Source organism: Desulfovibrio sp. (assembly GCF_018379785.1).
Classification (GTDB): domain Bacteria; phylum Desulfobacterota; class Desulfovibrionia; order Desulfovibrionales; family Desulfovibrionaceae; genus Desulfovibrio.
In genome coordinates this window covers 13,080-39,797 of record NZ_JAGZUV010000057.1, presented here as the reverse complement: position 1 = coordinate 39,797, position 26,718 = coordinate 13,080, and the positions used below count along the sequence as shown (strand labels likewise).

Below are 26,718 nucleotides of genomic sequence, written 5' to 3'. Positions count from 1 at the left end.
CTTTTTCGGTCGAGTACCAGAAGAGTACACTCCCTCAAAGCAGGTTTATCTTCCTTGCAGGCGAACAAAAATTCTATAGTGTTAACAGACCCTAAAGCAGTTAACGCCTTTTGTGCGTGAACTGCTCTATTCCGTTTTGAAGACCAGCTTGCCGTCTTTCACTTCCACATGCACATGCTGGCCGTCGCGGATCTTGCCGCTGACCAGTTCGCGGGCCAGAGGCGTTTCCACGGCCTGCTGCAGATAGCGCTTGAGCGGACGCGCGCCGTAGACCGGATCGTAGGCCGCTTCGGCCACAAAGTCGCGGGCTTCTTCACTCATGCTCAGCTTGATCTTGCGTTCCTCAAGCCGCTCGCGCAGGCGCTTGAGCTGGAGTTCCACAATGCGGCCGATCTGATCCCGCCTGAGCGGCAGGAAGACCACGGTTTCGTCCACGCGGTTGAGGAATTCCGGCCGGAAGTGGCCGCGCAATTCCTCCATGACCTGCTCCCGCGCTCCTTCCTTGAGAGTGCCGTCCGGCGCGATGCCGTCCAGCAGATGCATGGAGCCGATGTTTGAGGTCATGATCACGATGCAGTTGCGGAAGTCCACGGTGCGGCCCTGGCTGTCCGTGAGCCGCCCGTCGTCCAGCAGTTGCAGCAGGGTGTTGAAGACGTCCGGGTGGGCTTTTTCGATCTCGTCGAAAAGAATCACGGAATAGGGCTTGCGGCGCACGGCCTCGGTAAGCTGGCCGCCCTCGTCATAGCCCACGTATCCCGGAGGCGCGCCGATGAGCCGCGACACCGAATGCTTTTCCATGTACTCGCTCATGTCCAGACGGACCATGTTGTCTTCCGTGTCAAAGAGCGCTTCGGCCAGGGCCTTGGAAAGCTCGGTCTTGCCCACGCCCGTGGGGCCCAGGAAGATGAAGGAACCCGTGGGACGCGAGGGGTCGGACAGACCGGCGCGGGCGCGCAGCACGGCGTCGGACACGGCGTTGACCGCCTCGTCCTGCCCCACCACCCGCTCGTGCAGTTGCTCGGACAGGCGCAGCAGCTTTTCGCGTTCGGATTCCAGCAGCCGGGTTACCGGAATGCCGGTCCACTTGGCCACGATTTCGGCCACGTCGTCGGGGCGCACTTCCTCGCGCAGCAGGCGCGGGGCGTCGCCTTCCTGAGTGTCGCCCGAGGCGTCGGCCAATTTTTTCTCCAGCTCCAGCAGCTTGGAATACTTGAGTTCCGCGGCCCGGTTCAGATCATAGGCCCGCTCGGCCTGTTCGATGGCCAGCTTGGTCTGCTCGATCTGCTCCTTGATCTCGCGCACGTTGTCGATGGAACCCTTTTCGCTCTCCCACTGTTTGCGCATGGCGGCCTGCTGGTTGCGCAGCTCGGACAATTCGTTTTCCAGGCGCTCCAGGCGTTCGCGCGAGGCCTCGTCCGTCTCGCGGCGCAGGGCTTCGCGCTCGATTTCCAGCTGCATGACCTTACGGTTGACCTCGTCCAGGTCGGCGGGCAGGGAGTCGATTTCCGTGCGGATCATGGCCGCCGCCTCATCGATGAGGTCAATGGCCTTGTCCGGCAGCTGGCGGTCCGTGATGTAGCGATGCGACAGCACCACGGCCTCCACAATGGCCGAGTCGCTGATGCGCACGCCGTGGTGCACCTCAAAGCGCTCCTTCAGGCCGCGCAGAATGGAGATGGCGTCCTCCACCGTGGGCTCTTCCACCATTACGGGCTGGAAGCGCCGCTCCAGGGCGGGGTCCTTTTCAATATACTTGCGGTACTCGTCCACCGTGGTGGCGCCGATGCAGTGCAGTTCGCCGCGCGCCAGCATGGGCTTGAGCAGATTGCCCGCGTCCATGGAGCCCTCGGTCTTGCCCGCGCCCACAATAGTATGCAGTTCGTCGATGAAGAGGATGATCTGGCCTTCGCTTTTCTCCACTTCGTTGAGCACGGCCTTGAGCCGTTCCTCGAACTCGCCCCGGTATTTGGCCCCGGCGATAAGCGCGCCCATGTCCAGGGCGAAGAGTTTGCGGCCCTTGAGGCCCTCGGGCACGTCGCCCTTGACGATGCGGAAGGCCAAGCCTTCCACGATGGCGGTTTTGCCCACGCCCGCTTCGCCGATGAGCACAGGATTGTTCTTGGTGCGCCGCGAAAGAATGCGGATCACCCGGCGGATTTCCGCGTCGCGGCCGATGACCGGGTCCATCTTGCCCTGGCGCGCCGCGTCCACCAGGTCGCGCGCATATTTGCTCAAGGCCTCGAAAGTGTCCTCAGGGTTGGCGCTGGTCACGCGCGCGCCGCCGCGCAGCTCTTCCATGGCCTTGACGAAGCCCGCGCGGGTGATGTTGTATTCCTTGAACACCTGGCCCAGGGGCGAGGAAGGCTCCACTTCGGTCAGCGCGGCAAAAAGATGGTCCACGCTGACGTATTCGTCCTTCATCCGCCGGGCCTCGTTCTGGGCTTCGCCCAGAATCTTGGCCAGACGCGGGGTGATCATGATCTTGGTGGGGTCCATGCCGCCGCCGGAAACCGAGGGCCGCTTGCGCAGCGAGGTTTCCAGGGCCACGGCCAGAGCCTTGGGCTGGATGCCCATATGTTCCAGAATACGGGGGACAATGCCCTTTTCCTGCTGCACCAGGGCCAGCGCCAGATGTTCGGCGTCCGTCTCCTGATGGCCCATGCCCGCCGCGATGGTCTGTGCCTCGCCGATGGCCTCCCGGGCTTTTTCCGTAAACTTGTTGATATCCATAATTCCTCCACACAGTGCCAGGGCTGTCGCGCCCTCGGCGTATATTTCCATCCGGCCGGGCCGGTTGCATAGCCGACCCTCGGCCGGACAAATCTCAATAGATATTGCGCGACGCGGCCGCAGCCCGCCGTCGCAACAAAAATACAAAGGCGTTAATCTTCAAAACCTCGCAAACCGCGCACCGTCCGTTCCAGGACGTCGATGCGCTCCAGCAGGTCCACGATAATGGTGCCGCCCACCACGGGCAGCTCAAAATCGCAGCAGATGCGCTCCAGCTTGCGGACCCGATAAATGTCGGCATCCCGGAACATCCGGATCCGGGTCGCGCTGGTCCGGGTTTCGATCCAGCCCAGCGCAAGCAGCTCCTGAAGACGGTCCGGCGCGACGCCGGTGATTTCCACAAATTCCTCCCAGGCCATGACCGTGGACGGCGCGGGCAGGGAGGGCGATTTTTTGGTCATACTCATAATTCACCTCCACCGGATCAGGCGCGGGCCTTGAAAGACGACACGTCCGCCAGCTTCTGCCAGAGTTCGCGCTCTTCCGCGCTCAATTGGGCGGGCACCTTGATCATCACGCGGGCCAGCAGGTCGCCGCGGTTGACGCCGCTGCCCAGGCCTTTGCCGCGCAAACGGAACTTGCGGCCCGAACTGGAACCGGCCGGGATGTTCAGCTCCACCTGGCCTTCCAGGGTGGGCACAGCCACCTTGGCGCCCAGCACGGCTTCCCACGGGGCCAGGGCCACGTCGCAATGCAGATTTTCGCCTTCCACCTTGAACTGGGGATGCGGCAGATAGCGCACCCGCAGGAACAAGTCGCCCGGCGTGCCGCCCGGCGCGGGGTCGCCCTGGCCGGCCAAACGCAGCTTGGCTCCTTCACGGATGCCGGCGGGCACGTTGACCTCCAGGGTCTTGGGCCCCTGCGGCATTTGCAGGGTCACGGTGCGGCGGCCACCGCTTGAGGCTTCTTCCAGGCTCAGGGGCAGTTCGGCCTCCACGTCGCGGCCGCGCCGGGGCCGGGAAGAAAAACCGCCGAAGGGATCGGGGCCGAAATTCGCCCCGCGCCCGCCGCCCGCGGCCGCGCCGCCGAACAGGGTTTCAAAAAAGTCCGAAAATCCGGAACCGTCAAAACTCTTGCCGTTGAACGTGAAATGCACGTTTTCATAGCCCGGTTCGCCCTGGAACTGCTGGCCGTGCTGCCAGTTGGGCCCGAGCTGGTCATATAGTTTGCGCTTTTCCGGATCCTTGAGGACTTCATAGGCTTCGTTGATTTCCTTGAACTTTTCCTCAGCCTGTTTATCGCCCGGATTGAGATCCGGATGGTATTTGCGGGCCAGCTTTTTGTAGGCCTTGGAAATTTCCTCGGTCTTGGTCCCGCGTTCCACACCCAGAAGTTTGTAATAATCTTTATAGGATACTGCCATATTTTGCTCTCCCCCGTACGGGTCTGGCTCTGGAGCCGTGCCGGCGACGACGGTATCGCACCGGCGGGACGTTGCGCGCTCCCGCGCGTCCCACTCCAATAGAAAAACATAAGACCGCCCGCGCCATCGTCAATGCTTCAAATTCAAGAAAGCGCAACGTGAGACGGCGGGCGGAAACGCCCTCGCCAACCCGCCGGGGCCGGCTACAGAAAGTAGACGAGATTATACCAGAAGTGCAGCGCCGCGCAAAGCCAGAGCGAGCCATGGAGCGTCCAGAGCATGCCCAGCATGAGGGAAGGAAAGAAGGTCAGCGCAGCCATCAGCGCGGGCTGCGTAAGGCTGTGTGCCCCCGCGAAAAGGCATGAAATCAGGATATTGACATAGGTCAGACCGCTCGAGTCAAGTCTGCACGGCCAACGGGCCTCGGCTTCTCCCTGTAAAAGCGCCCGCCATGTCAACTCTTCGATAAGAGCCGCGCCGCCCAGCCGCCAGAGCGGCGGCATAGGGCCGGAGCTGAAGAATAAGCCCGCGACGCCCAGAGCGAAAGCCGCCCAGGTCCGGCGGTCGCGCAGAGCTTGCCGCAGCCGCCCCAAAGCGCAGGCACGGACGAGATCGCGCAAGGGGCCGGGCGGGGTATGACCGGGCAGCCCGGACCCCTGTCCCGCAAAGGGGCTATTGCCAGAATTCCGCACGGCAGCGCCCGGCCTCCTGAAATTTTCTGAAGCGCTCGCACTGGCCCAGATCGCAGGCTTTTTTCAAATCCTTGCAGCCCGCTTCTGCCTCTCTGAGCAAAAGGCGCAGATCGCCGCGATCCACATAGGCTTCGGCCAGTTCCGGCATAAAAGCGATGGCCCGGCTGTAATCTTCCACCGCCGCCGGAAAATTCTTTTTCGCTTTCAGCGCCGCGCCCCGGTTGTAATAGTAAATGCCCTGCTCCGGCATCAGGGCGATGGCCCGATCCAGATGCGCCTTGGCCTGATCAGGCTTTTTGAGGCCCAATGCGACGACCCCCAGCGCGTTTTGGGCTTCCGCGTCATGGGGATAGGCGTCGGCGTAACGCTGCAAAATGCTTTCCGCGTCCGCCGCAAGGCCCATCTGATACAGAGCCAGCGCGCGGTCATAGAGCGTCTCCGGGGCAGCGGCCTCGTTTCCGCTGACCTGTGAAAGCAGCTTCAGGGCCTTCTCCGGCTGTTTTTTGCGCAGCAGAATGCCCGCCTTGCCCACCAGAGCCTCGGGATTGACGGAATCCAGGCGCAGAGCCGCGTCGAACTCGCGCTCGGCTTTGCGATACTCGCCCAGAGCGAAAAGGGCCGTGGCCAAGTTGGTATGCAGGGCCGCTGAATCCGGTGAAAGCGAAACCGCCCGCTGCAGGCTGTCCACGGCATTCTGCGGCTGCCTGCATTGCAGTTGGGCCATACCCAGGCCGTTGAGCAGTACGGGATATTCCTGCCCCCGCAGGGCCGCGCTGAACAGGCGGATGCTTTCGCGACAGTTGCCCCGCGTGTAGGCGTTGACCGCCGCGTCCACGCTCTGCGGCGGCACGGACGTGGACGCGGGCCGCCGGGGATTCGCAGCGCAGCCCAGAGCCGCCAGCAGCAGCAAAACCATGCCAAGCCGGGCCGCCGACGCGGCCCGGCTCCAACGGTGCGCAACCGGACGGCCTTTTGCAACATTCATAAATACTCCTTACGAATCTGCTCCAGGGTATACCGGCCCTCCAGCACACGGGGGCCGCCCGTGGCCGGGATATAGACCGAAAGCTCGGCGGCGTCCGAGCGCAGTACCACCACTTGTTCCCGCACCAGACCCAGCGACTGGAAAACAACGGAGCGCGCTCCGCCAGCCAGCAGGCTCCCGTTGACGGACACGGCTTCCACCCCGCGCGGGAACGCCTTTTCCCAAAGACTCTCCGGGCCGCCGCTCACAGCCACCGCTCCCGGCGAAAGCCGTAGCCTCACCGGGGCGTTGCACAACATGGCCCGGCTGCGCGCCGTGAGCGCGGCGGTGACCAGCAGTTGCGCGGCACCGCTCAGGGCGTTTTTCTCCGTGGAAACCGCGCCGATGCCGATGCCGAGCAAAATGCCGGCAATCAGCAGCACGATCAGCAGCTCAAGCAGGGTGAAGCCCCGCGCGCGCTCCGCTTCAGCGGTCAAGCGGCACGTCCTCGTTCCAGACGTCGGCGGCATACCCTTCGCCGCCTTCCGTGCCGTCGGCCCCGAGGCTCATGATTTCAAAGGGCGTTTTGCGGCCCGGCGCGGTATAGACATAGTCGTTGTTCCAAGGATCCTTGGGAATTTTTGAAATATAGCCGTTAGGCGGATAATTTTTGGGAACCCTGCCGGCGGACGGACGGCTGACCAGAGCCTCCAGGCCCTGCTCGGTGGGGGGGTAAAAGCCGTTGTCCAGATAAAATTTCTTCACGGCCGTGGCCAGATTTTCAATCTGCAGCCTGGCCTGCACCACGCGGGCCTTGTCCGGCTCGTCCATCAGGCGCGGAGCCACAATGGCCCCCAAAATACCCAGAATCACAATAACAATCATCAATTCCAGCAGGGTGAAGCCGCTGTCCGACCGCATGGGGCGGCGCGCCTCTTTCGCCTCTCCTGTTCCGCAACCTCTTGCCATATTCATATGTCCATATCCTCCCGAAAAAATCGCCTTGCCGCGCCCGCCGTCCGGGGCCCGGCTATTCAACCACCCTGTACTGCCAGCTCATATAGGTGTTGGTGACCCAGCCCACGGCCGCCAGCCTGTTTTTTCTGGCCCCCTGGCTTGCCGTCAGGTGCAGCCGGAACCAGCGGCTGCGGATGTCCAGCATGTCCGGCGGCAGCCTGGGCACGCTGTGGGCGGAAAAAATGCCGTCATACCAGCCTTCGTCCAGCCTGTTGCCGGAATCGTCCCTGTAACGCGCGATGGCATTGACAAAGGCCTTGATCTGGTTGGGATCCTCCACCAGGGCCGCCAGCACCGCAGGACGCAGCGTGTTGATGTTCATGGGCCCGCGGCTCCAGAGCGTCAGATGTTCCAGCAGGCCGGGCAGGCCCGCTCCGCCCAGCAGCACCTGCCTGATCCAGGCTCGCCCGGCCGCGTCCTCCTGGTCCAGACCCGGCCAGCGCATGAGCAGGAATTCGTCCAGGCTGCGCGGCGGCCTGCCCGGCGGCAGACAGACCGGCTTTTGCGCCAGATACCAGCGCCGGGATTCCTCATCCAGCGGCGCGGCCCCGCCCCACTGCCTGAGCGAGGCCATAAAGTCCCCGGCACGTTGCCGGGCGGCCTCCAGGTCGCCCTCAAAGCCGTGCAGAACCATTACCGTCGCCAGCAAACGGATGAACAGCGCGGCATACCGCTCCGCCCTGGCCTTTTCCGAGGGGCGCTCGTAAAACAGGGCGTTGACCGGAAAAAAACTGTTCTCGTCCTCAATGAAACCGCTCAGATCGCTGCCGCGCAGTTCCGCCGAAAGTTTTTGCAGCAGCCGGGCAAAGCGCCCCCATTCCTTGCGGGGATGGTCCGGCAGGGCTTCCTGATTGTTCCGGATCAGCACCGTGGCCGCCAGTTGCCCGCCGCTCTCCAGCAGCAGTTTGGAAGCCAGGATGGAACGGCTGGTGGTGGAAAGCGCGTGGTCCAGCAAGGTATCCCGGCTGAATTCCACCGTCAGCACGGCCAAGCCCGCCAGCACAAAAAGCACCAGAATCAGCACCGCGCCCCTTTCGCCTTCAGCGGAGCGCGCTCCCGCCCTCTTACTTTTTTCCTTCATCCGACCTCCCGGCAAAGACCGGGGCCAGAAAAACCTCCGGCTCGGTTTCACCCTCGCGCAAAAGAGTAAAGCGCACCGCCCTGGGAAAATCCCCGGCTTCAACCCGCGCGTCCCAGCCCGGGATCCAGCCTTTTCCGGAAATGTACAAGGCCGTGTCCACGGATTGCAGTCCGCGCAGCAGCACGAATTCCGTCCAGGGGAAGTCCCCTTCCACGCCGCAGTAGCCCCGCTCCCGCCGGATCAGAGCCTTGCCCCGCCAACCGGCGCGCAGCACGTATTCCACGCAGACCGGACCGGCCAGTCCGCCGGGCCCGGCTGTGGATTCACGGGCCAGGCGCACGCCTCCGGCGAAAGACAGTACCAGCTCATCCTTCGAGGGCTCGGGCGGTTCAATGCCGGTTTGGCGGTAAAATTCGGCGGACGGCACAATGGATCGGCGCGAAAGCCCGGGCAGCCCGTTCTCCCCCTCCTCGCCCCGGCAGAGGCCGGCCATGTCGTTGTCCAGCACGCCCCGGTAAATCCGCTCCCCCTCCCGTTCAAGTACCAGCGCGCGCACGGACTGCCCGTTGTTCATGACCATGCTGTAGGTGCTGAAGAGCACCATGCCGATCACGGCAGCCAGGGCCATGGCGATCAGCAGTTCCAGCAGGGTGAAACCCGATTCCGCACGCCTATTCCGGCAGGACATATTCAAGCACGACCTCCCGTTTGAGCGTACCCTGCGCCTCAGTCAGCGTGAATTCCAACCGTTTGCCGTTCAAGCCGCGCAGAGAGTAGAGCTTGGAATGCCATTCCACCTCCGGCATCTCCGGAGCCAGAGTGCCCCGCTGCTCAAGATTTTTGCGGTCCTCCCGCAACAGCGCCACCAGCTTGGCCCGTCCCAGGCACACGGCCTGATCCGCCCAGCCGGTTTCCGCAAGCTGGCTCAGGCTGTCCCCGCTGACGCGGATGACCAGCAGGGCCACCAGGCTCAGCACGGTCAAAGCCACCAGCACTTCCAGCAGGGTGAAGCCGTCCTGACGCGACTGGCGTGAAAATCGGAAACAAGGGCTCACGGCGCGCCTCCCGGACGGGAAAGGTCACAATCCAGATCCAGCTGGTTCTGCCCCGTGCGCCGCAGGTTCAGGCTCTCGATGCGCAGGCCGGGCACGGATTCCAGAGCCTGCAACCACTCCAGGCACTGTCTGAGGTAGAGGCCGGTCATGCGCAGTTCCAGGGACTCGACGGAGCCGCCCCGCCCGTTTTTTCCCCGGAGTGCGGCAGGACGAGCCGCTTCAATGCGCCGGGCCAGTTGCAGGCGTCCGGCCTCGCTGTTGACCAGACTGAACAGAGTCTGCTGCTGTTGCCGCTCGGCGGGAGCGCTTTGGGCCAGCCGCCCGTATTCCTCGGCCAGAACGCGGATGTCGGCCTGCCCGGCCCGGGCGCGCGCCAGGCGGGCATTGCCCTCGGCGCGCCAGGAAAACAGCGGCAGCACGCCCCAGAACAGCGCCAGCCCCGTCAGTGCCGCGATGAGCCCCGCCAGCAGGGGACGGGAGATGGTCATGGCCGCGCCTCCTCCCGGAGCATATCCAGTTCGAAATGCACGGTCCCTCCTCCGCTCCGGTCCCTCTCCGTGCTGACGGCGTTTTTTCCGGTCCGGCTGGCGGCGCTGACGATATTGACCTCGGCCACGCCGGAAATACCGGCAAAGGCGTCGCGCAGGCTGTTGACGGCTTCGTAGTCCACTGCGCCGCCGCTGATCCGGCAATGTTTCGCATCCAGGCTCAATCCGTCCACGCGCACGGCGAGCTTGGCCGGAGCCGCCGCATGCATGGCGCGCAGAAGCCGCAGTACGGGAAAATCGCTCTGAACGCGCTGCCCGCCGCGCAGGGCTGCGAGGCGTCCTTGCAGAATGCTCCGCATCTGCGTGGGACTGACCGGACCGCGCGCGTCGGGTACGGCCTTGCGGTACAGGGCCTGGGTTTGGGCCTCCAGTTCCCGCGCCTGCCGGTGCCGGGCATGACCCTCGGCCCAGACGCTGAACAGAAAGGCCAGCGTCAGGCAGAGCAGGCAAGCCGCGGCCGGGATCAGCTTCCAGCGCCGGGCCGGGCTAAGGCCCACGCCGCCGGAAAAAGCGCGTGCCGGCTGGAAGGCGGGGTACAAGCGACGCCGCCGGGGATCAAGCAGCGGCATTTTAGCCAGGCAGAGAGCGTGCAGGCATTCCGCCTCATTCTCTCCCTGACGGGCCGGCAGCCCGTAGAGGAGCGTATCCCGCCCCAACACCCGCGCGGGCAACTCAAAGGCCTCCCCCAGGGCGGCGATTCCCTGGCCCCGGCAGGCCTCGTCGCAGATCAACAGGCGCTCCGGCGTCAGGGGCAGGCCGTCAAGCGCCAGAACGGCTGCGCGGGCCAGCGCCGCCGGATCGGCGTAATCCCCGCCCCGCGGCGACTGCGGGCTTTCGAGCACCCGGACCCGCCGGATCACGTTGTTGTCCAGGGCCGCCAGCACGCTGCACTCGGGCCCGAGATGCAGAAAAAGACTCGCGCCGCTCAACCGGGGCAGGCCGAGCAGCAGCGGGAAGGGGTCCACGGTGATCAGGCGCGGATACAGGCCCCGTTCCGCCAGAGCCGCCTGCCAGGCTTCCGTCAGGCCCGCAGGCAGGGAAACGCTCACGGCCTGGATTCCCTTGCCGCCAATCGCGCCGCCCGTCAGACAAATGCGGTGCCCAAGCGCCGCCGCCTCACAGGGGAATTCCGTTTCCAGCAGAAGAGTGAGGGCCTGCCGGGCCTTGACGCCGGAGCGGAAGGGAAAGCTCCAGTCCCGGAACAGGGCCATGTCGGCCGCCAGGCAAAGACGCACCCCGGCGGGAAAAGAAAGCTGTTCTACTCCCGTCACACCGGGTCTTGCCGGGGCCAGAGCCTCCAGCACGCCATCCAGAGCCGCGCGCAGGCTGTCCGGGCGGCTGTCCGGACAGGGAGCTCGCCGCAGGCATAGAGGTTCCCGACTTTTCAGGTCCGGGCCACAAAGCGCGCCCACCAGCGCGTCCGTTGTCTGTAGAAAAATCAGGCTTTGTTTTCGCGGCATGGCTCCACCCGTCAGGATTGCAGCTCGATGGAAGGTCGCCGGGCTGTGCCGCTGATCCGCACGCGGGCTTCCCCTTTGCTTGTAAAGGACTGGAAGGTTCTGGCTGGGGTCAGCTCCTCCCGCAGTTGTTCCGGCGCCAGACGCAGCACGGCCCGCACATCCAGACTGCTGTCCCCCGCAGCCGGGGCCAGCGCTGCCCGGCCTTCGGCCTGGAGTTGCAGGACGGCATTGTCCAGGGAGCATTGGCGCAGCTCCAGCGAGTTCTTTTTCCAGATCAGTTCCATCCGGCCGCCCAGACCCTCCAGGCGGGAGGCGCGCAGCATGGGCAGGGAATGCTCCAGTATGCCCCCGCGCAGGGTCAGGAACAGTCCGCCCTCGCTGCGGCCGAATACCGGCCTGCCGTCGCGCAACGGCACGCGGGCGTCGCACGAGGCGCTCAGGCTGCCGCCCATGAGCCGCAGCAGAGAGCCGTCGCCGCCCAGTACAGCGCCCAACTCCACAAGATCAATCCCTTTTACTTCGGCCCGCACCGCACAGGTTTCGGGCCGGAAAAAGGCTGAAGGCGTCAGCAGCAGATGCAGTTCCCCGCCCGCCAGCCGGGCCTGAACCGCCAGCCGCGCGGGGAAAAAGCGTATTTCCAGCCGCACGTCGCGCAGGATCAGCGCGGACGTCCGGCCCATATTGCCGGACAGGGCGCGCAACGGCAGCCACAATGCGTCCAGACTCGCCCCTGGGGGAAAACAGGAAATCCGGGGCTGTTCAAAGCCGATGCCCATAGCCGCAGCCGCCCGGCACACGGCTCCCAGGCGCGCGTCAACCTGTTCCCCGGCGTAGAGCAGGCCGAAAAAAAGGGTGTAAAAGACCAAGCCGCAGAGCGGAAACACCACCGCGCGCCGCCAGGCCGGGCGGGGCCGGGCCTGAGCCCGGAGCAGTAAATCATCCCAGAGTGCGAGAATCATACCCGGACCACTCGCTCCACTTCCGTAAGCGACGTCAGGCCCGCCGCCACCTTGAGCATGCCGTCGTGCCGCAAGTCGCGCATGCCCTCGCCGATGGCCTGGGCCTCCAGGACGTTGACGTCGCTCTTGTCCACGATCAGCCGTTTCAGACCGTCGCTGACCGGCATGATCTCGTAAATGGCCATGCGGCCCCTGTAGCCGGTTTCCATGCATTGCGGGCAGCCCACGGCATGATAGAGAGGTTGGTCCGGTTCCAGGACGTCGGCGGCCCGGCCCAGACTTGCCAGTTCACGTTTACCGGGCGCGCGGGCTTCCTTGCAGTGCGGGCAGAGCACGCGCACCAGACGCTGGGCGATGACCCCGCGCAGGACCGAGGAGAGCAGAAAAGGTTCCACGCCCATGTCGAACAGCCGTGTAACCGCGCCGGGCGCGTCGTTGGTGTGCAGGGTGGAAAAGACCAGATGCCCGGTCAGGGCCGACTGCACGGCAATGGAAGCGGTTTCGCCGTCGCGGATTTCGCCGATCAGGATCACGTCCGGATCCTGGCGCACAACGGAGCGCAGGCCGTCGGCAAACGAGAGCCCGATTTTGGGGTTGACCTGCATCTGGCCCACGCCGTCCAGTTCATATTCCACCGGGTCTTCAATGGTCAGGATATTTTTGTCCGGCGAAGCGATTTCCTGCAGCACGGCGTAAAGCGTGGTGGTTTTGCCGCTGCCCGTGGGTCCGGTGACCAGCACAATGCCGTGGCTCGCGCCGACCAGGCCGTTCATGAGCCGGAAATCCTCCCGGCCCAGGCCCAGTTCGGTCAGGGAAAGCACACGCTCGTTTTTTTCCAGCAGGCGCAGCACCACCCGTTCGCCGAAAGAAGTGGGCAGCGTGGACACACGCAGGCCAGCCTGCCTCCCGCCCAGAGAAATGGCGATCCGCCCGTCCTGGGGCAGGCGTTTCTCCGCGATGTTCAGCTTGGCCATGACCTTGATGCGCGAGACCACGGCCGCGTGGTGGACCTTGCTCAAGCTGTGGCGCTCATAGAGCACGCCGTCCAGGCGGAAACGCACGCGGGAAACGTCGCGGTAGGGCTCGATGTGGATGTCGCTGGCCCCGGCGCGCACGGCCTGGGCCAGGATCATGTTCACCAGCCGGATGAAGGGAGCCTCTCCGCTGTCTTCCAGCAGGTCTTCCACGGCGTCTTCGCTGAGAACCGCATCGCCTCCCCCGTCCGCGTCCACACCCAGCACCTCGGCCACCGAGCCCTCCTCCCCGGACGACTCTCCGAAAATACGGTTGACAATATTTTGGATGGCGTTTTCAGCGGCCAGCAGCGGCACGCAGGGCCGCTCGCCGAGCAGCAGGCCGATTTCGCGGGCCAGCAGCCAGCCGGCGGGCCGGGCCACGGCCAATGCCAGGCATCCCTCCGCGTCGCGCACCGGCACCACGACATGCTTGCGTAGCCAGGCCAGCGGCAGACGGCAGACCAGTTCGCCGTCGCTCTTCCACGTCCCGCCTTCCCGGTCAAGCGCCTGATCCAGATCCGGCACGAAGCGCATTTGATGACGCGCGGCCGCGTCTTCCAGATATTCCGCCTCGCTGCGCTCCCCGGCTTCCGGCGGTTCCGGCGCGCGGCCGGGGCGTTGCGGAGGCCTGGACAGGCCGGGCACGGCGGAGACCACGGAAGTGGGAGCAAAAACAACCATGAGCGGTCCTCAGTTGACAAAGACGGGTTTGAGCAATTTGGGATTGCTCATGATCGGCAGCCCCAGGCCGTCCTTGCCCACGCGGGTCTCGTGCAGCACCATCTGCTTCTCGTGGGTGACGTCCTGCGTCTCGCCGGGCGAGTTGATGACCTTGGGCGTGATAAAAACAAAAAGATTGGTGCGCGTGAAATTCTTTGTCCGGGATTTGAACAGCCAGCCCAGCAGCGGGATGCTGCCCAAGCCCGGCACTTCGCTTTGCGTGTAGGTTTTGCTGTCGTCGAGCAAACCGCCGATAACCGCCGTCTGCGTATCCCGCAACAGAATGGTGGATTTGATCAGGCGCTTGCGGGTGGTGGGAGCCACAATCTGATTGCCGTTGTTCAGAGTGATCAGGCCATTGGTCACGCGGCTGATCTCCTGCTCCACTTCCAGACGCAGCGTGCCTTCGTCACTGATGCGCGGCGTGATTTTGAGCTTCACTCCCACGTCCTTGTAGTCCATGGACTGGGTGGTGAAGTCCGCGTCGTTGCGGGTGGTGGTTTCCTTGACGTAGGGGATGTTGTCCACCACTTCCACCGAGGACTGCTCATTGTCCAGGGTCAGCAACTGCGGGGTAGCCAGCACGTTGATGTCGTCATTGCCTTTGACCGCGTTCAGAATGGACTGAATATTGTAGGAAGTGCCGCCCACGCTGAAGGCGTCGCGGAAGATGGCCGCCAGACTGGCTCCGGAGGGCAGGGAAACCAGTTTGTTGGAGCCGAGGTCGATGGTGCCGCCGCCGAGATTGACGCCGCCGAGGCCGATGGTCTTTTTGTTCAGTTCGCCGCCCAGAGCCCAGTTGATGCCGAAGGAAAAAGAGGCGTCGGTGCTCACTTCCATGATGGCGGCCTCGATGAAGACCTGCTTGCGCACCACATCGAGCTTTTTGATGATGTTGCTCAGGGCCTCGAACTCGTCGGGGCGGGCCGTGACCAGCAGGCTGTTGGTGGCCTTGTCCGCCACCACCTTGATGTCCTTGGAGAGCACAAGGTCCGGCTTTTTGTCCTCGCCGCCGGTCCCGGCCACCTGGCGCTCCACCAGGGCGTTGATGACCAGGGCCAGATCCTCGGCCTTGGCGTTGTCCAGCTGAATCATATGCACGTCGCCCTTGCCCTTGGGCGTGGCGATATCCAGCGAGCGGATGCTGCTCCGGGCCATATTGATGGCGTCACCGCCGCCGTAGACCAGCAGGCTGTTGGTGCGCTCGTCGGGCACCACCAGACTCAGGCTGATCCGGCCCTTTTTGGCGTCCTCCTCGTCGCGCCCCTTGAGCACCTTGGACAGCGTGGAAGCCAGACCTTTGGCGTCGCCGTGGGTCAGAGGGATGGTCACGGTCCTGCCGCGCGTGTTGCTGTTCTCCACCTGTTCCAGAAAGAGGAGGGCCCGGTCGATATTGCTGGACGGCGCGGTAATGGCGATGGTGTTGGAGGGCGTATAGGCGGAAATGGCGAAATCCTTGCCGAGCAGCGCGGGCAGCACCTTGGCCAGTTCCGAGGCCACGCCCACCTTGAGCTGGATGATCCGGGTATTCACGGTCTCACGGACATCGCCGGTCCTGCCACCCATTGTGGCCGTGCCGTCCTGGCTGATGCCCTCCTTCAGGGGCAGGATCTTCCAGCTCGCCCCGCTCTTCTGCAGCGCAAAACCCTGCACCCGCAGAATGTCCACAAAAATCTGAAAGGCCTCTTCCGGCGTGACTTTGACCGGTGAATAGACCGTGACCTTGCCCTTGACCGAAGGATCGGTGATGAAATTGTGGCCCGTGGCCTCGCTGATGTACTTGATCAGACTGTGGATGTCCGCGTCCTCGAAATCCAGGGCCACGCCGCCGGAAGACGCGGCCGCCGCGACGCCCGGCACGGGCACGGTACAGCCGAGGGCAAGCAGAAGCAGGAGCAGACGCGAAATTTTTTGCAGGGCGAGGGGCATGGCCTTATCCTTGAAGTTCATAGTCAAGAATGATTTTTTTGCCGTCACGCAGGACTTCCAGTCTGATATTCTTCTCATTGAGCAATTCCCCGAATCCGGCCAGATCCCGCAGGTCGGTCAGAGCCTCGCCGTTGGCCGTGAGCAGAAGATCGTCTCGGCGCAGGCCGAGCCCGCTCAGATAGCTGTCCTGTTCCAGGGCCACGATGCGCAGGCCCCTGTAGGCCCCCAATGCCTGCGGGACCATGCTGACGCTGCGCATCAGCGCGCCGGGGTCCGTCATTTCACGGCGCAGCGCCGCCCTGTCCAGAATTTTGCGCTGAACCGGGGCCCGCGCGGCGGCAGCGGCTCCGGCCCGGGGAAGCACGCCGCCCTCGATTTGCAGGCGTTCCTTCCTGCCGCCCCTGGCCAGCACCACGGTCCGGCGCTGAATGTAGGCCACTTTCCAGCCTTTGATCTCCGCGCCTTCAGCATAGGGCTCCTGCCTGCCGTCAATCTGGATCACCGCGCGGTTTTTGCCCGGGCCCGTACTGTTCACAACCGTGCCGAGCAGCTTCCAGCCCAGCCTGCTCACCGGGATGTCCTCCAGACTGCCCGCGAGCTCCGCCTCTTCCTCCGGCGAAAGCGTGCCGTCCGGCCGCCTGCCCGCACTCAGAAAATCGGGAGCTTCCAGGGCTGCGCCGAAGAGGTTGCGCCGGAGGATCTCCTCAAGGCTGACGGCTTGCGGCCCGGACGCGGCCCCGGCAGGGTTCTGTGCCGGGGGCGGCGGCGAGAGCGGCAGGACAGGGCCGTCCTCCCGCAGGTAAAACGTGCCTCGGGCCAGAAACCAGGCAATGAGCGCGAGGCAGGCCAGCATGGCGGCAAGGGCCGCTGATCGGGGCGCGTTCGTGCTCATCCCACCAGACTGCTCATCTCAAAGATGGGCATGATGATGGCAATGACCACAAAGCCCACCAGGCCGCCCAGAATCAAAATCATCACCGGCTCCATAAGCGAGGTGAGCATTTGCAGGCGCGCGGCCACGCGGTTTTCGCAATCTCCGGCAACCCACAACAGCATTTCGTCCAACTGGCCGCTGCGTTCCCCGGCGGCCACCATCTGGCGGGCCAGGGGCGGAAAAAGCACGGCATTGTCCATATAGCCCGAGAGATCGCGTCCGGCCTGGACGCCGTCGATCATGTTCTGCACGGCCTCGGCCATGAGCGGATTGTCAGCCGCCGACCTGACGATGCGCAGGGCCTTGAGCAGCGAAACCCCGTTTTTGAGCAGCATGCCCAGGGTGCGCGTCATATGTCCCACCAGCAACGGCCGGTACACGCCCCGGATGCCGGGGCAGCGCAAAATTTTCCGCTGGATGCGTCGCCTGCCCTCCGGGCTTTGGCGTATGCGCCAGACGGCCAGCGCGGCCAGCAGAATCAGCAGGGGGAAGACCCACCAGCCCGCGCGCAGCGTATCGCTGACGCCGAGCAGAATGCGGGTGGGCAGGGGCAGTTCGCGCCCCATGTCCGCGAAAATCCGGGTGACCTTGGGGATCACGAACGTGAGCAGAAAAACCACCACGCCCGTGCCCACCACCAGCATGAGCACCGGATAGGCCAGCGTGGCCTGCACCTTGCGCTGCAGGGCCACCTGCTGCTCAATGTGCTCGGCGAAACGCTCCACCACGATTTCCAGCGTGCCGGAGGCCTCTCCGGCGCGGACCATGGTCACAAAGGTGGAGGAAAAGACGCGCGGAAACTCCGCCAGACCATCGGCCAGATCCCCGCCGGAAAGGATGCGGTCCCGCAGATGGGCCACAATGCCGGAAAGGGCTGAATCATCGCCGTGCGCGCAAATGGCGGAAAGGGCCTCGTCCAGCGGCAGCCCGGCCCGCAGCAGGGTCGCCAGTTGCCGGGCCATGCCCGCCACGACGGCTTTGGAAACCGGGCGCAGGCGCTGCATCAGGCAGGTGCGGAAGCCGGGACGCGCCCCAACGGCTGCAACGACGGATGCGGCTCCGGAGGAGGCGGCCGGAGACACGGAAAGCGGCACCAGGCCACGCTCGTGCAGCAAGCTGACGGCCAGTCGCTGGCTGCCGGCTTCAATCATGCCCTTGGCATTCCGGCCGCGGCTGTCAATGGCCCGGTAACAGAAATTCGCCATACGCTCCCCGGAAAAAGAGGGCACAAAACCCCGACAATGGGAACCCCGTTGCCGGGGTTCCCCACAGTTGCTGTTATAGAAGGACCTAGAGCATATTGCGCCGGCGCAGGGAGCGCAGCACGGCCACGCCCGCCAGAGCCAGCAGCAGAATGAGCAGGTCGTAGGACGGAGTCGCGCCGATGGTGCAGCCGCCGCCGCTGTCGCCGCCGCCGACCGCGCCGGAATTACCCGCGCCGCTGCGGTTGGTCGGCAGGGAGCCGCTGGTCACCAAAGCCACCGAACCGGTGATCTTGCCGTCCGCTCCGGCCCGGATACGGGCCTCGTCGTACTTGCCGCCGTCCTTCATGGTGTAGAAGAGCACATAGGCCTTGTTCATGCTCAGGACGTCGTCAGGCCCGAGGGCCTTCTGCGGATCGGACAGGGGCGCTATCCAGAAGTTGCCGCCGTCCGCCATGTCATGGGCATAGGCAAAGGCCGAAGGCGCGTTGGGATTGGCCACGCTGTACAGCCGGAAGGCCTTGGCCGGGGCATTGTTGCCCAGCAGATCCATCTGGAAAACGCCCACCTCGCCGTTAGGGGTGATGTCGGCGTCAATGTCATAGGTGCCGTAGCGGGTTTCATCCTTCCGCAGGGCATGAATCTTGTCGGCCTCCTCATTGTCATAGGCCGTGGCCGCGACATTGCGTACCTGCACGGCGTCGGGCTGATAGTAGGAGGCCACGGGCACGGCCGCGAAAGTTTTCGCGCCGGGCAGGAAACCATATACGGGCTCTCCGCCCACAATCGTGGAGGTGACGCGGATGGCGGCGATCCGCATGGGGTCCACCTTGAGCGGATCCTGGTCCAGAATCACGAAGTCGGCCAGCAACCCTTCCCGGATGCTGCCGATCTTGTCTTCCAGCTTGTTCTGCCAGGCGGGCATGGCGGTCACGGCCAGCAGAGCCTGGAGGGAATTGATGCGGTGATCGTAGTTGGGGAAGATCATTTCCGAACCGGCCAGAGTGGCGCCGTTGGCCTTGCGCGCGGGCAGGGTCACGGTGGCGTTGATGTCGTGGCCCGTGCCGCTGATGACCTGGCCGCCCGCGTCCACCGGCGAGGCGGCGGTGGCCCTGGTCACGCCGGACTGCACGCTGCGCAGTTGGTCGATAGGCAGCACAAAGGTGTCGTTGTGAAAGCTGTAGGGCTGGTTGTACTCCAGGCTCCAGCCCACCGGGCTCATATTGTTGGCGCGGCCCGGACCCTGGAAGATCTCGTAATGACGCTTGCCCCACCACCAGGTGTGGTTGACGTAGTAGGAGTTGAACAGATTCTGGGCCTTCATCCGCTCGCTGAGGATGGCCATGTCCAGACCGTTGACGTTGGCCGCCTTGTAGCCGCGGTCCTCAAACGCGCCCAGCAGATTGGTGTACGTCTTCTCGGCCGTATCAGCGGCAATGGCCTTTTCGGCCGCCGCATAATTGCCGGTCATGCGCTGGACCTGCTGCAATTCCATGAACTGGGCGTGGATGGAGGTATGCCGAGTGTCGGACACGCCGGAGTTCGCGGGGTCGGAAACCGCAGCTTCCATGGCGGCCATCCATTCCTCGGCGCCGAGGTTGCCGTTGGTGTGGGTTTCCGTGCTCACGCCGTACTTGTGGTACAGAGCGATGACTTTCTTCATGTTTTCCGACGAGGTGTTGCCCGCGGAAAGACTTGCCAGATACTTGGGCTCGCCCTGGCTGGCCGCGTCATAGCTTTCGGCGGCCGTGTGATCACCCCAGTCATAATAGCCGGGACGCTTCATCAGCGCGCTATACCCCTGCGGCGAGCCGTCGGAAAAGAGCTTGTATGCGCCGAGGAAAATCCGGTTCTTAAGATTGCTGTCCAGACCGGCGGGCAGAGTGCCGTCAACCAGGCTGCCGCCGCTGACGACCTTTGCCTTGAATTGGGTAATGTCCGAGCCTGTCGGCGTAGCATTTGAGCCATTGCCGTAAAAGTCCAGAGTGGGATTGCCGAGGCTGCCGCCGTTATTGGTCCAGCCGAAGGTGGCCCGGTTCAGGAAGCCGCCACTGTCGATGTCCATGGTGGGAACCGCCTGCGTGAAGCCCGAGGGATGGAAGACAACCCTGGGCTTGACCGCATTCCGCACCAGACCTTCCTGAAACAAAGGCAGATGCAGGAAGGCCACATGGCCGCCGTCGTCAGCGGTGGTGATGCCCGCTGCAACGTAAACCTGGCTGGCTCTGGCCAGGCTTTTCTGATCGTCATATCGATCAGGGTTCGAGGCATTTTCCGGGAATGTCGGTTCCGTCATAACCAGGGACTGCGCTTGTGTTTCCAGCATCAGTCCCGTTGTCTCATTGACATTGCCGGTTCCTACAAGTTGAGCGTAGTTGGTAGGATCGTTCGTCCTGGCAAGCGCAAGCGCCTTCGAGTTAACAACGCCCATATGCCCGGAAATATGCCGCAGCCAGACCGGATTGCCGGGACAGACCGTGTCGATGGCATCCTTCTGGGGATGGCCCGCAGGCTGGATCAGGCTGTCGTCATAGTTCCAGCCCAGTACCCATTCGCCGGCGGAAGCGCTCCGGCATTTGGCCCCGATGGCGTCAAGGATATCCTGTTGCGTGGCGACGGGGCCCAGCGGCTGGCTGTTCAGATTGACTTCATACAGATCATACATGCCCTGAGTGGGAAAATGCCCGTGCCCGTCCACAAGGCCAGGCAGCATGACGTGTCCCTGGAGGTCCACTTTTTTGTCGGCGGCGACGTCAAGATAGCCGCCGGCTTTGGCCGTGCCTTCATCGCCCAGGAATGTAATCTTGCCGCCCTTGACGGCCACCACTTCCGTGGTTTTGGCGCTGTCCGGACTCAAGCCCTTGAGTTTGCTGAAGTCGAATTTCTCTTGATCATTCAGCAAGTCCGTCATGGTATAAATTTTACCCCCGTAATACACCGTATCCACGTCCGGAGCCGGCGCGGAGTCCACGAAGGCCGCGCCGCCCAGAAGACAAACCAGGGCCGCAAACGTTGCGGCATGTTTTTTCAGTATGCGCTTCATACATCCTCTCCTCGGTAAAAAAACAATGTGAAGAAAATCTCAGCCGCTATTTCCAGACCCAGTGACACACTTGCGACGCGAGTACAGGAAACAGAACCCGCTAAACTACCGAGCAGAGAGAGAGAGAGAGAGAGAGAGAGAGAGAGAGAGAGAGAGAGAGAGAGAGAGAGCTTGCGATATCTCATTGTCCACCGCCGCAGAAAGAGTTGCTTATATCGCTCTACTTGATTTTGCATATAAAACACTAAATTTTAAAAATCAAGGCAACTTATCACAAGATTCCTCATAATTCCATAACACATTGTATTATTTAACATAAATATTTCAACCACCCTGCTCCTATTTCCCGCCTGCGCAAGTGCCGCGCGCAGGTTGACCCCTTACCCGCTCTGAGCTAGAGCACTTTCAAAATGAAATTGCTCCGGCAGCTGCGAGACCCCATTGGGCGGCCTCGAGAGCGTGAAACGGACCTTGCAGGTATGGACGCCATCCACTGCGCCGATGGATGAATATAGCCCGCGCTGGCGGATTTTGCAGGCTGGAAGCCGCGGGCATATGGGGAGGAGGCGTGTGAATTCCGTATTTATAGCGTTAGCCGGGCTGCTGGGGCTGATTCTGGGCAGTTTTTACGCAGCCTGCGCCTATGGCTATATCCACGGCCTGCCCTTTTTTCGCCCTCGTTCCGTCTGCCCGCGTTGCGGCGTGACGTTGCGCGCCAGAGATCTTGTGCCCGTGGCGAGCTGGCTTGCGTTACGCGGCCGTTGCGCCGCCTGCGGCGGTCGCATTTCCTTTTTTTATCCGCTGGTGGAAAGCATTTCCGGCCTCTGCGCCGTGCTGCTGGCCGCGCGCTTTGGCCTGGCGGCGGCCTTTTGGGTTCAGCTCGCGTTCTGCGGCGTGTTGATCACCGTCTCGACCATTGACGCCCGTATCGCGGTACTGCCCGACGCGCTGACTCTGGGCGGCGCGCTCATTCTCTGCCCGCTCATGGTCTGGAGCACGGCGCTGACCTGGCGCGACAGTCTCGCGGGCGCGCTGCTGGGCTTCGCCATGACCGGGGGACTGTATCTTTTTTTCCACCATGTGCGCAAAAAAACAGCGCTGGGCCTGGGCGACGTGAAACTCTTTCTCCTGCTCGGCGGAGTCTGCGGCTGGCAGGGCCTGCCGGTCATCTGTCTGGTCAGCTCCCTAACGGCCGCCACGGCCTTGGTCCTGCTGCATCTCCGCGCCATCGGAAATGGTGGAAACAGTTCCGGCCTGAGTATCTTCGCCCGCCCTATCCCGTTTGGCCCCTTCCTTTCCCTGGGCGCGTTCGTCTATCTGCTCTGGGGCGCGGAGTGCCAGTTACGGCTTTCTTTGGACTTCTAACTCCGCCTTGAACAGCGACGGGGGGATCAGCCGACGTCCCGCGTGACGTCTTGCGGCTGTTTCCCCTCTTCTCCGGACGCCGATGGCTGTTTGTTTCGTAAGCCCGGCTTTACCGGCTTGGGGAGCATCGGCCGCCGGGCTTCTTCCGGCTCCGGCGCGGGTCATGTTGTACATAAAAATGAAAAAAGCCGCTGCGGAAGAAGCATTTCTTCCGCAGCGGCTTTTGCCGTATCCGGCTTGCAAGCACAAAAGCCTGTTCCACGCGTCACGATTTTAGATTCCGCGACCAGAGCATGCTGCTGAGTACCGCAAAACGCGTCTTGTTCCACACTCCCCGCTTATGACCCGAGAATGAAAAACCTAAACCACCCCGTGCTCTCCCGGCCGCTCGTATTTTTCCTTTTCCTGGGCCCGGACGTAAAAATCCGTATCGCCCAGACCCAGCAGAATGGCCGAGGACACATAGATGGACGAGGCCGTGCCGATAAACACGCCGATCAGCATGGTCAGCGCGAAGTCGTGGATCACGCCGCCGCCCAGCAGGAAGAGGGACAGGGTCGCCACAAAGGTGGTGCCGCTGGTCAGGATGGTGCGCGAGAGGGTCTGGTTGATGCTCCTGTTGATCAGCGAAGCCAGATCCACCTTGGGCGCGGCGCGCAGGTTTTCGCGCAGACGGTCATAGACGATGATGGTGTCGTTGAGCGAGTAGCCCACCAGGGTCAGCAGGGCCGCCATGACGTTGAGGTCAATCTCCACGTCCATAATGGAGAGCAGGCCCGCCGTGATAAAGACGTCGTGCAGCAGGCCCACCACAGCGCCCAGAGCGAAGTTGAGCTTGAGGAAGAAGCAGACCACCATGGTAATGGCCAGGGCGAACAGCACCAGCCAGCCCATGCCCAGGCCGGTGAAACTCAGCACGTACATGCCGCCCCAGAGGGCCGCAGCCATGATGGCCCCGGCCATCCAGCGCTGCTCGAAACGGCCCGAGATATACACGGCGATAAGCAATACGGCATAATACAGGGCGCTCAGGGCCTTGTTGGTCAGGTCGTCGCCCACCTTGGGGCCCACCACCTCCAGGCGCAGAATCTGGGCCGCGTTGTCCGGAAAGGCCGAGGCCAGAGCATTGACCACATTGGTGCGCAAAGCCGAGGCGTCGGCGTTTTCCGCGCTGGAAAAGCGCAGCAGATAGTCCCGTCCGCCCTCTCCGAAGCGCTGGGTGGTGATGCCCGGCAGAGCGGGAATGTCCAGGCTCTTTTTCAGGGCTTCGTCGTTGACGGGCTTGTCGAACTGCACCTGGACGATGACGCCGCCCGCGAAGTCGATGCCCATCTTGAGCCCGTTGCCCCACAGCGCCGAAGCCAGACCGGCCAGCAGCAGCACGATGGAGATGCCATAGGCCCAATGCCGCCAGCCGATGAAGTCTATATGTGTGTCATGCTTGATGAATGCAAAGCCCATGATGGTCTCTCCAACGCTCGTGCCGCTTCAGGCGACAGTAAAAACCGCGTTTTTGCCGGAATGCCCCTTTGAAACCCGTAGCGTTTCAAAGGGAATCCGCTCTAAATGCTGATGCCCTTGGGGCCGCAGTGACGCGCCCATTCCTCGAAAATGGCCCGCGACACAAAGATGGCCGTAAACATGGAAGCGATGATACCCAGGGAAAGCGTCACCGCGAAACCCCGGATGGGGCCGGTGCCGAACTGATACAGAATCACCGTGGCAATGATGGTGGTCAGGTTGGAGTCCGTGATGGAAATGGCGGCACGGTCAAAACCCGCCTTGACAGCCGCCAGCGGCGACAGCCCCAGGCGCAGTTCCTCGCGTATTCGCTCGTAGATCAGCACGTTGGCGTCCACGGCCATGCCGATGGTCAGCACGATGCCCGCGATGCCCGGCAGGGTCAGGGTGGCCCCGAAAGCCGCCATGCCCGCCATGACCATCAGCATGGTGAAACAGAGCATGCCGTCGGCAATGAGCCCGCTGAGGCCATAGTAGACAGCCATGAACAGGACCACGGCGGCCGCGCCCACCAGGGCCGCGCGCACGCCGCTGTCGATGGACTCCTGCCCCAGGGAGGGGCCCACGCTGCGTTCTTCCAGCACGGAAACCGGCGCGGGCAACGAACCGGCGCGCAGCACAATAGCCAGGTCCTGGGCCTCGGCGGTAATGAAGTTGCCGGAAATGCTGGCCCGGCCGCCGCCGATGCGCTCGCGGATGACCGGCGCGGAATAAACTTTGCCGTCCAGCACGATGGCCATGCGGCGCCCCACGTTTTCAGAGGTGGCCCGCTCGAAGATGCGCGCGCCGCGCGCATTGAAATTCAGCGTCACATACGCCTTGTTCATCTGGTCAAAGGCGGGCCGGGCGTCGGCCACATCCTCGCCGGTGAGCATGGCGTCCTTTTCCACGGCGATCTGGCCTTCCTTTTTCTGGCCGCCCGGCGTGTTTTCCAGCAGGGGCAGGGAAACAACGCCCGTGGGCAGCACGGCCTTGCCAGGGTCCACGTCGTCGCGCACCAGGTGAAATTCCAGATGGGCCGTCTGGCCGATGATCTGCACCGCGCGGCGCGGGTCGGAAATGCCGGGCAACTGCACCTGAATGCGGTTTCCGGCCTGCTTGCGGATGTCCGGCTCGGCCACGCCGAACTGATCGATGCGGTTACGGATGGTGCGCAGGGCCTGGTCCAGAGCCATGTTTTCCAGACGCGTCACTTCCGCCGCCGTAAAATGGGCCACGTAGCGCAACTGACCGGATTCGCCCTTGCGCGGCGTGCCCACATCCAGCTGCGGGAAGTGACGGCTGAGGATTTCCTTCAGCTTGTCTTCATTTTCGGCGCGCGGCAGCACAAATTCCAGGGCCGTGCCGCCCACCACGCGGGGCCGCAGCACCACGACCTTTTCATCCTGGGCCAGACGGCGCAGGTCCTGCCCGGCCAGGGCCAGGGAATTGCTTACGGCCTTGGCCACATCGACGCCCAGCGTCAGGTGGATGCCGCCCTTCAGGTCAAGACCGAGATTGATCTTGCTGGACGGCAAAAAGCGCTCCAACGCCGGCCCGAGGCCGGGCAGGCTCGGCAGCGCGTAAACAAGGCATGCCAGAAACACCACTATCGCAATGGACAAGCGCCAGCGCAGACCCATCGTACACCTTCCACAACAAAGGACTTGCCCGCGCGCGGCGCGGACGGAACACCTGCCCCGTCACCCCGCGCGGCGGGCGCATTCTCCCGCCGGACGGACAAAGAGGCCGCGCCGCCACAGAACACGGCTTGCGCGGCCAACGGAACAGTTACTCGCACGGAACGTAACAACGCCCGGCGCTGACTTATTTCTTTTCTTCAGTCTTGGCTTCCTTGCCGCCCTTGGCGGGCAGCAGGCCGCCGATGGCCGCGCGGGAAATGCGCAGCTTGGCATCGCCGGATTCCAGCAGCACCTGCTCGTCGTCGATCTCAAGGATGCGGCCGATAAGCCCGCTGGAAGTCAGCACATGGTCGCCGCGCTTCAGCTCGGACAGCATCTGCTTGTGGGCCTTGGCCCGCTTCTGCTGGGGCCGGATCAGCAGGAACCAGAAAATGACGAACATCAGGATCAGCGGCAGGAACTGCATCAGCATGTCCGTACCGCTGGCCGGGGCCCCTCCGGCCTGGGGCGTGCCCATGGCAAAAGCTACGGATTCAAACAAAGCGCACCTCCATTAAGGTGTGGATGAGGCCCCCGCGCGGACGCCGGAGCCGGGTTGGCGAAATAACAGCGCATCGTTATAGCCTCCGCGGCGCGAATTTGCAAGCCTTTGTGGCCCCGGCGACTTCCCGGGCGAAGGCCACGGCCAGCTCGGCCGCCCGCTGGCGGCTTTCCTGATGGGTCATGGGCAGATGCCCGCCGTGCTGGCTGCGCACGCGCAGAAGGTGCATATGCGTGCTCAGTGAACCACAATGCCGCGCCAGATAAAAAGCATTGTACGGGCGGCAACTTGTATCGCCGCGCAGCTGCACAATGCAGAGCGGCGCGCGGATCAGGGGCAGGCCGCGCCGGATGGCGGGCAGGGCGCGCTCCACCTCGGCGAAATGGCGCAGGCAGCAGATACGTTCGTGCCCTTGCCAGGGGGCCACGGCGCGGGATGCCGGGTCGCGTTCCGGAACGCGCAGCACGGGTTGCAACCGGGCCCAGAGGGGCAGCGCGAAAAAACGCCAGTCCACAGCGAAAAAAGGAAAATATTTGTGAAAAAACAGCGGCGTGGCCAGCGCCAGAAGGCCCGCCGGAGGCGGCAGATCCCCGCGCGCCGCCGCCTGGGCCACATCCAGGGCCAGAATGCCGCCCAGGGAATATCCCGCCAGCAGCACGGGCCCGCCCCCGCTCAGGCGGGCATACTCGGCATGGGCAAAGTCGCGCCATTGGGCGAAGGAAGAGGCGAGATATGCCTCCTCCGTACCGCCGTGGCCCGGCAGGGCCGGGGCATGGGCCTCAAAGCCCGCCGCCGTCAGGGCCTCGGCCAGGGGCATCATTTCAAACGGGCTGCCGCCGATCCCGTGCAACAACAGACAACGCACGGCCTCTCCTTTCAGGGGCTTGCCTCCCCGG

At 63.6% G+C, this 26,718-nt stretch carries 23 protein-coding genes; 1 reads left to right on the top strand and 22 read right to left on the bottom strand.

Annotated elements, in window-relative coordinates; translation table 11 throughout:
- Nucleotides 1-126: 126 nt before the first annotated feature.
- The 18 genes from clpB to KH208_RS11680 all read right to left on the bottom strand — a co-directional run bounded on the left by clpB (nt 127) and on the right by KH208_RS11680 (nt 20,773).
- Nucleotides 127-2,730, bottom strand: coding sequence for an ATP-dependent chaperone ClpB (clpB, locus tag KH208_RS11765; protein WP_062251508.1), 2,604 nt, complete (start codon nt 2,728-2,730; stop codon nt 127-129).
- Nucleotides 2,731-2,882: 152 nt separating this feature from the next.
- Nucleotides 2,883-3,197, bottom strand: coding sequence for a chaperone modulator CbpM (locus KH208_RS11760; RefSeq protein ID WP_008685517.1), 315 nt, complete (start codon nt 3,195-3,197; stop codon nt 2,883-2,885).
- Nucleotides 3,198-3,214: 17 nt separating this feature from the next.
- The gene (locus KH208_RS11755) at nt 3,215-4,153 is read right to left on the bottom strand and encodes a J domain-containing protein (RefSeq protein WP_291436504.1); all 939 of its coding nucleotides are present in this window, start codon (nt 4,151-4,153) and stop codon (nt 3,215-3,217) included.
- Between the two features lie 203 nt (nt 4,154-4,356).
- Complete coding sequence (locus tag KH208_RS11750) at nt 4,357-4,845, bottom strand: JDVT-CTERM system glutamic-type intramembrane protease (RefSeq protein WP_291436502.1); 489 nt, start codon at nt 4,843-4,845, stop codon at nt 4,357-4,359.
- Complete coding sequence (locus KH208_RS11745) at nt 4,826-5,830, bottom strand: tetratricopeptide repeat protein (RefSeq protein ID WP_291436500.1); 1,005 nt, start codon at nt 5,828-5,830, stop codon at nt 4,826-4,828. Before KH208_RS11745 ends, KH208_RS11750 begins: the two co-directional genes overlap by 20 nt.
- Entirely contained in the window at nt 5,827-6,306 is a 480-nt protein-coding gene (locus tag KH208_RS11740) for a Tfp pilus assembly protein FimT/FimU (protein WP_291436497.1), read from the bottom strand. The genes KH208_RS11745 and KH208_RS11740 overlap by 4 nt, the downstream gene beginning before the upstream one ends.
- Nucleotides 6,296-6,730 (bottom strand): type II secretion system major pseudopilin GspG, encoded by a 435-nt coding sequence (gene gspG, locus KH208_RS11735; RefSeq protein WP_291436495.1) that lies wholly within the window; start codon nt 6,728-6,730, stop codon nt 6,296-6,298. The genes KH208_RS11740 and gspG overlap by 11 nt, the downstream gene beginning before the upstream one ends.
- 109 nt (nt 6,731-6,839) lie before the next feature.
- Nucleotides 6,840-7,907, bottom strand: coding sequence for a general secretion pathway protein GspK (locus tag KH208_RS11730; RefSeq protein ID WP_291436493.1), 1,068 nt, complete (start codon nt 7,905-7,907; stop codon nt 6,840-6,842).
- Complete coding sequence (locus KH208_RS11725; RefSeq protein WP_291436491.1) at nt 7,891-8,595, bottom strand: prepilin-type N-terminal cleavage/methylation domain-containing protein; 705 nt, start codon at nt 8,593-8,595, stop codon at nt 7,891-7,893. Before KH208_RS11725 ends, KH208_RS11730 begins: the two co-directional genes overlap by 17 nt.
- Nucleotides 8,579-8,962 carry a prepilin-type N-terminal cleavage/methylation domain-containing protein gene (locus tag KH208_RS11720; RefSeq protein WP_291436489.1) on the bottom strand — a complete coding sequence of 128 codons (384 nt, stop codon included), beginning with the start codon at nt 8,960-8,962 and terminating at the stop codon, nt 8,579-8,581. The genes KH208_RS11725 and KH208_RS11720 overlap by 17 nt, the downstream gene beginning before the upstream one ends.
- On the bottom strand, nt 8,959-9,450 hold the full coding sequence (gene gspM / locus KH208_RS11715) for a type II secretion system protein GspM (protein ID WP_291436486.1): 492 nt from the start codon (nt 9,448-9,450) through the stop codon (nt 8,959-8,961). Before gspM ends, KH208_RS11720 begins: the two co-directional genes overlap by 4 nt.
- Entirely contained in the window at nt 9,447-10,970 is a 1,524-nt protein-coding gene (locus tag KH208_RS11710) for a GspL/Epsl periplasmic domain-containing protein (RefSeq protein WP_291436485.1), read from the bottom strand. Before KH208_RS11710 ends, gspM begins: the two co-directional genes overlap by 4 nt.
- 11 nt (nt 10,971-10,981) lie before the next feature.
- A complete protein-coding gene (locus KH208_RS11705) occupies nt 10,982-11,929 on the bottom strand; it encodes a hypothetical protein (RefSeq protein WP_291436483.1) in 948 nt (315 codons plus the stop codon).
- On the bottom strand, nt 11,926-13,626 hold the full coding sequence (gene gspE, locus KH208_RS11700) for a type II secretion system ATPase GspE (protein ID WP_291436481.1): 1,701 nt from the start codon (nt 13,624-13,626) through the stop codon (nt 11,926-11,928). Before gspE ends, KH208_RS11705 begins: the two co-directional genes overlap by 4 nt.
- Nucleotides 13,627-13,635: 9 nt before the next feature.
- Entirely contained in the window at nt 13,636-15,594 is a 1,959-nt protein-coding gene (gene gspD / locus KH208_RS11695; RefSeq protein ID WP_291436480.1) for a type II secretion system secretin GspD, read from the bottom strand.
- Between the two features lie 4 nt (nt 15,595-15,598).
- Nucleotides 15,599-16,486 carry a type II secretion system protein N gene (locus KH208_RS11690; protein ID WP_291436478.1) on the bottom strand — a complete coding sequence of 296 codons (888 nt, stop codon included), beginning with the start codon at nt 16,484-16,486 and terminating at the stop codon, nt 15,599-15,601.
- Entirely contained in the window at nt 16,483-17,733 is a 1,251-nt protein-coding gene (locus KH208_RS11685; protein ID WP_291436477.1) for a type II secretion system F family protein, read from the bottom strand. Before KH208_RS11685 ends, KH208_RS11690 begins: the two co-directional genes overlap by 4 nt.
- An 85-nt stretch (nt 17,734-17,818) precedes the next feature.
- Nucleotides 17,819-20,773 (bottom strand): amidohydrolase family protein, encoded by a 2,955-nt coding sequence (locus KH208_RS11680; protein WP_291436475.1) that lies wholly within the window; start codon nt 20,771-20,773, stop codon nt 17,819-17,821.
- A 570-nt stretch (nt 20,774-21,343) separates the two neighbouring features.
- Here KH208_RS11680 and KH208_RS11675 point away from each other — a divergent pair.
- The gene (locus KH208_RS11675; RefSeq protein ID WP_291436473.1) at nt 21,344-22,138 is read left to right on the top strand and encodes an A24 family peptidase; all 795 of its coding nucleotides are present in this window, start codon (nt 21,344-21,346) and stop codon (nt 22,136-22,138) included.
- A gap of 360 nt (nt 22,139-22,498) precedes the next feature.
- Here the strand turns inward: KH208_RS11675 and secF are convergent, their stop codons facing one another.
- From secF to KH208_RS11655, 4 genes are all read right to left on the bottom strand, one after another.
- Nucleotides 22,499-23,599 carry a protein translocase subunit SecF gene (secF, locus tag KH208_RS11670; protein ID WP_291436471.1) on the bottom strand — a complete coding sequence of 367 codons (1,101 nt, stop codon included), beginning with the start codon at nt 23,597-23,599 and terminating at the stop codon, nt 22,499-22,501.
- Nucleotides 23,600-23,700: 101 nt separating this feature from the next.
- The gene (gene secD / locus KH208_RS11665; RefSeq protein WP_291436469.1) at nt 23,701-25,281 is read right to left on the bottom strand and encodes a protein translocase subunit SecD; all 1,581 of its coding nucleotides are present in this window, start codon (nt 25,279-25,281) and stop codon (nt 23,701-23,703) included.
- 184 nt (nt 25,282-25,465) lie between these two features.
- Nucleotides 25,466-25,822: a preprotein translocase subunit YajC gene (yajC, locus tag KH208_RS11660; protein ID WP_291436467.1), complete on the bottom strand. Its 357-nt coding sequence runs from the start codon at nt 25,820-25,822 to the stop codon at nt 25,466-25,468.
- A 76-nt stretch (nt 25,823-25,898) separates the two neighbouring features.
- Complete coding sequence (locus tag KH208_RS11655; RefSeq protein WP_291436465.1) at nt 25,899-26,687, bottom strand: alpha/beta fold hydrolase; 789 nt, start codon at nt 26,685-26,687, stop codon at nt 25,899-25,901.
- Between the last annotated feature and the right edge of the window lie 31 nt (nt 26,688-26,718).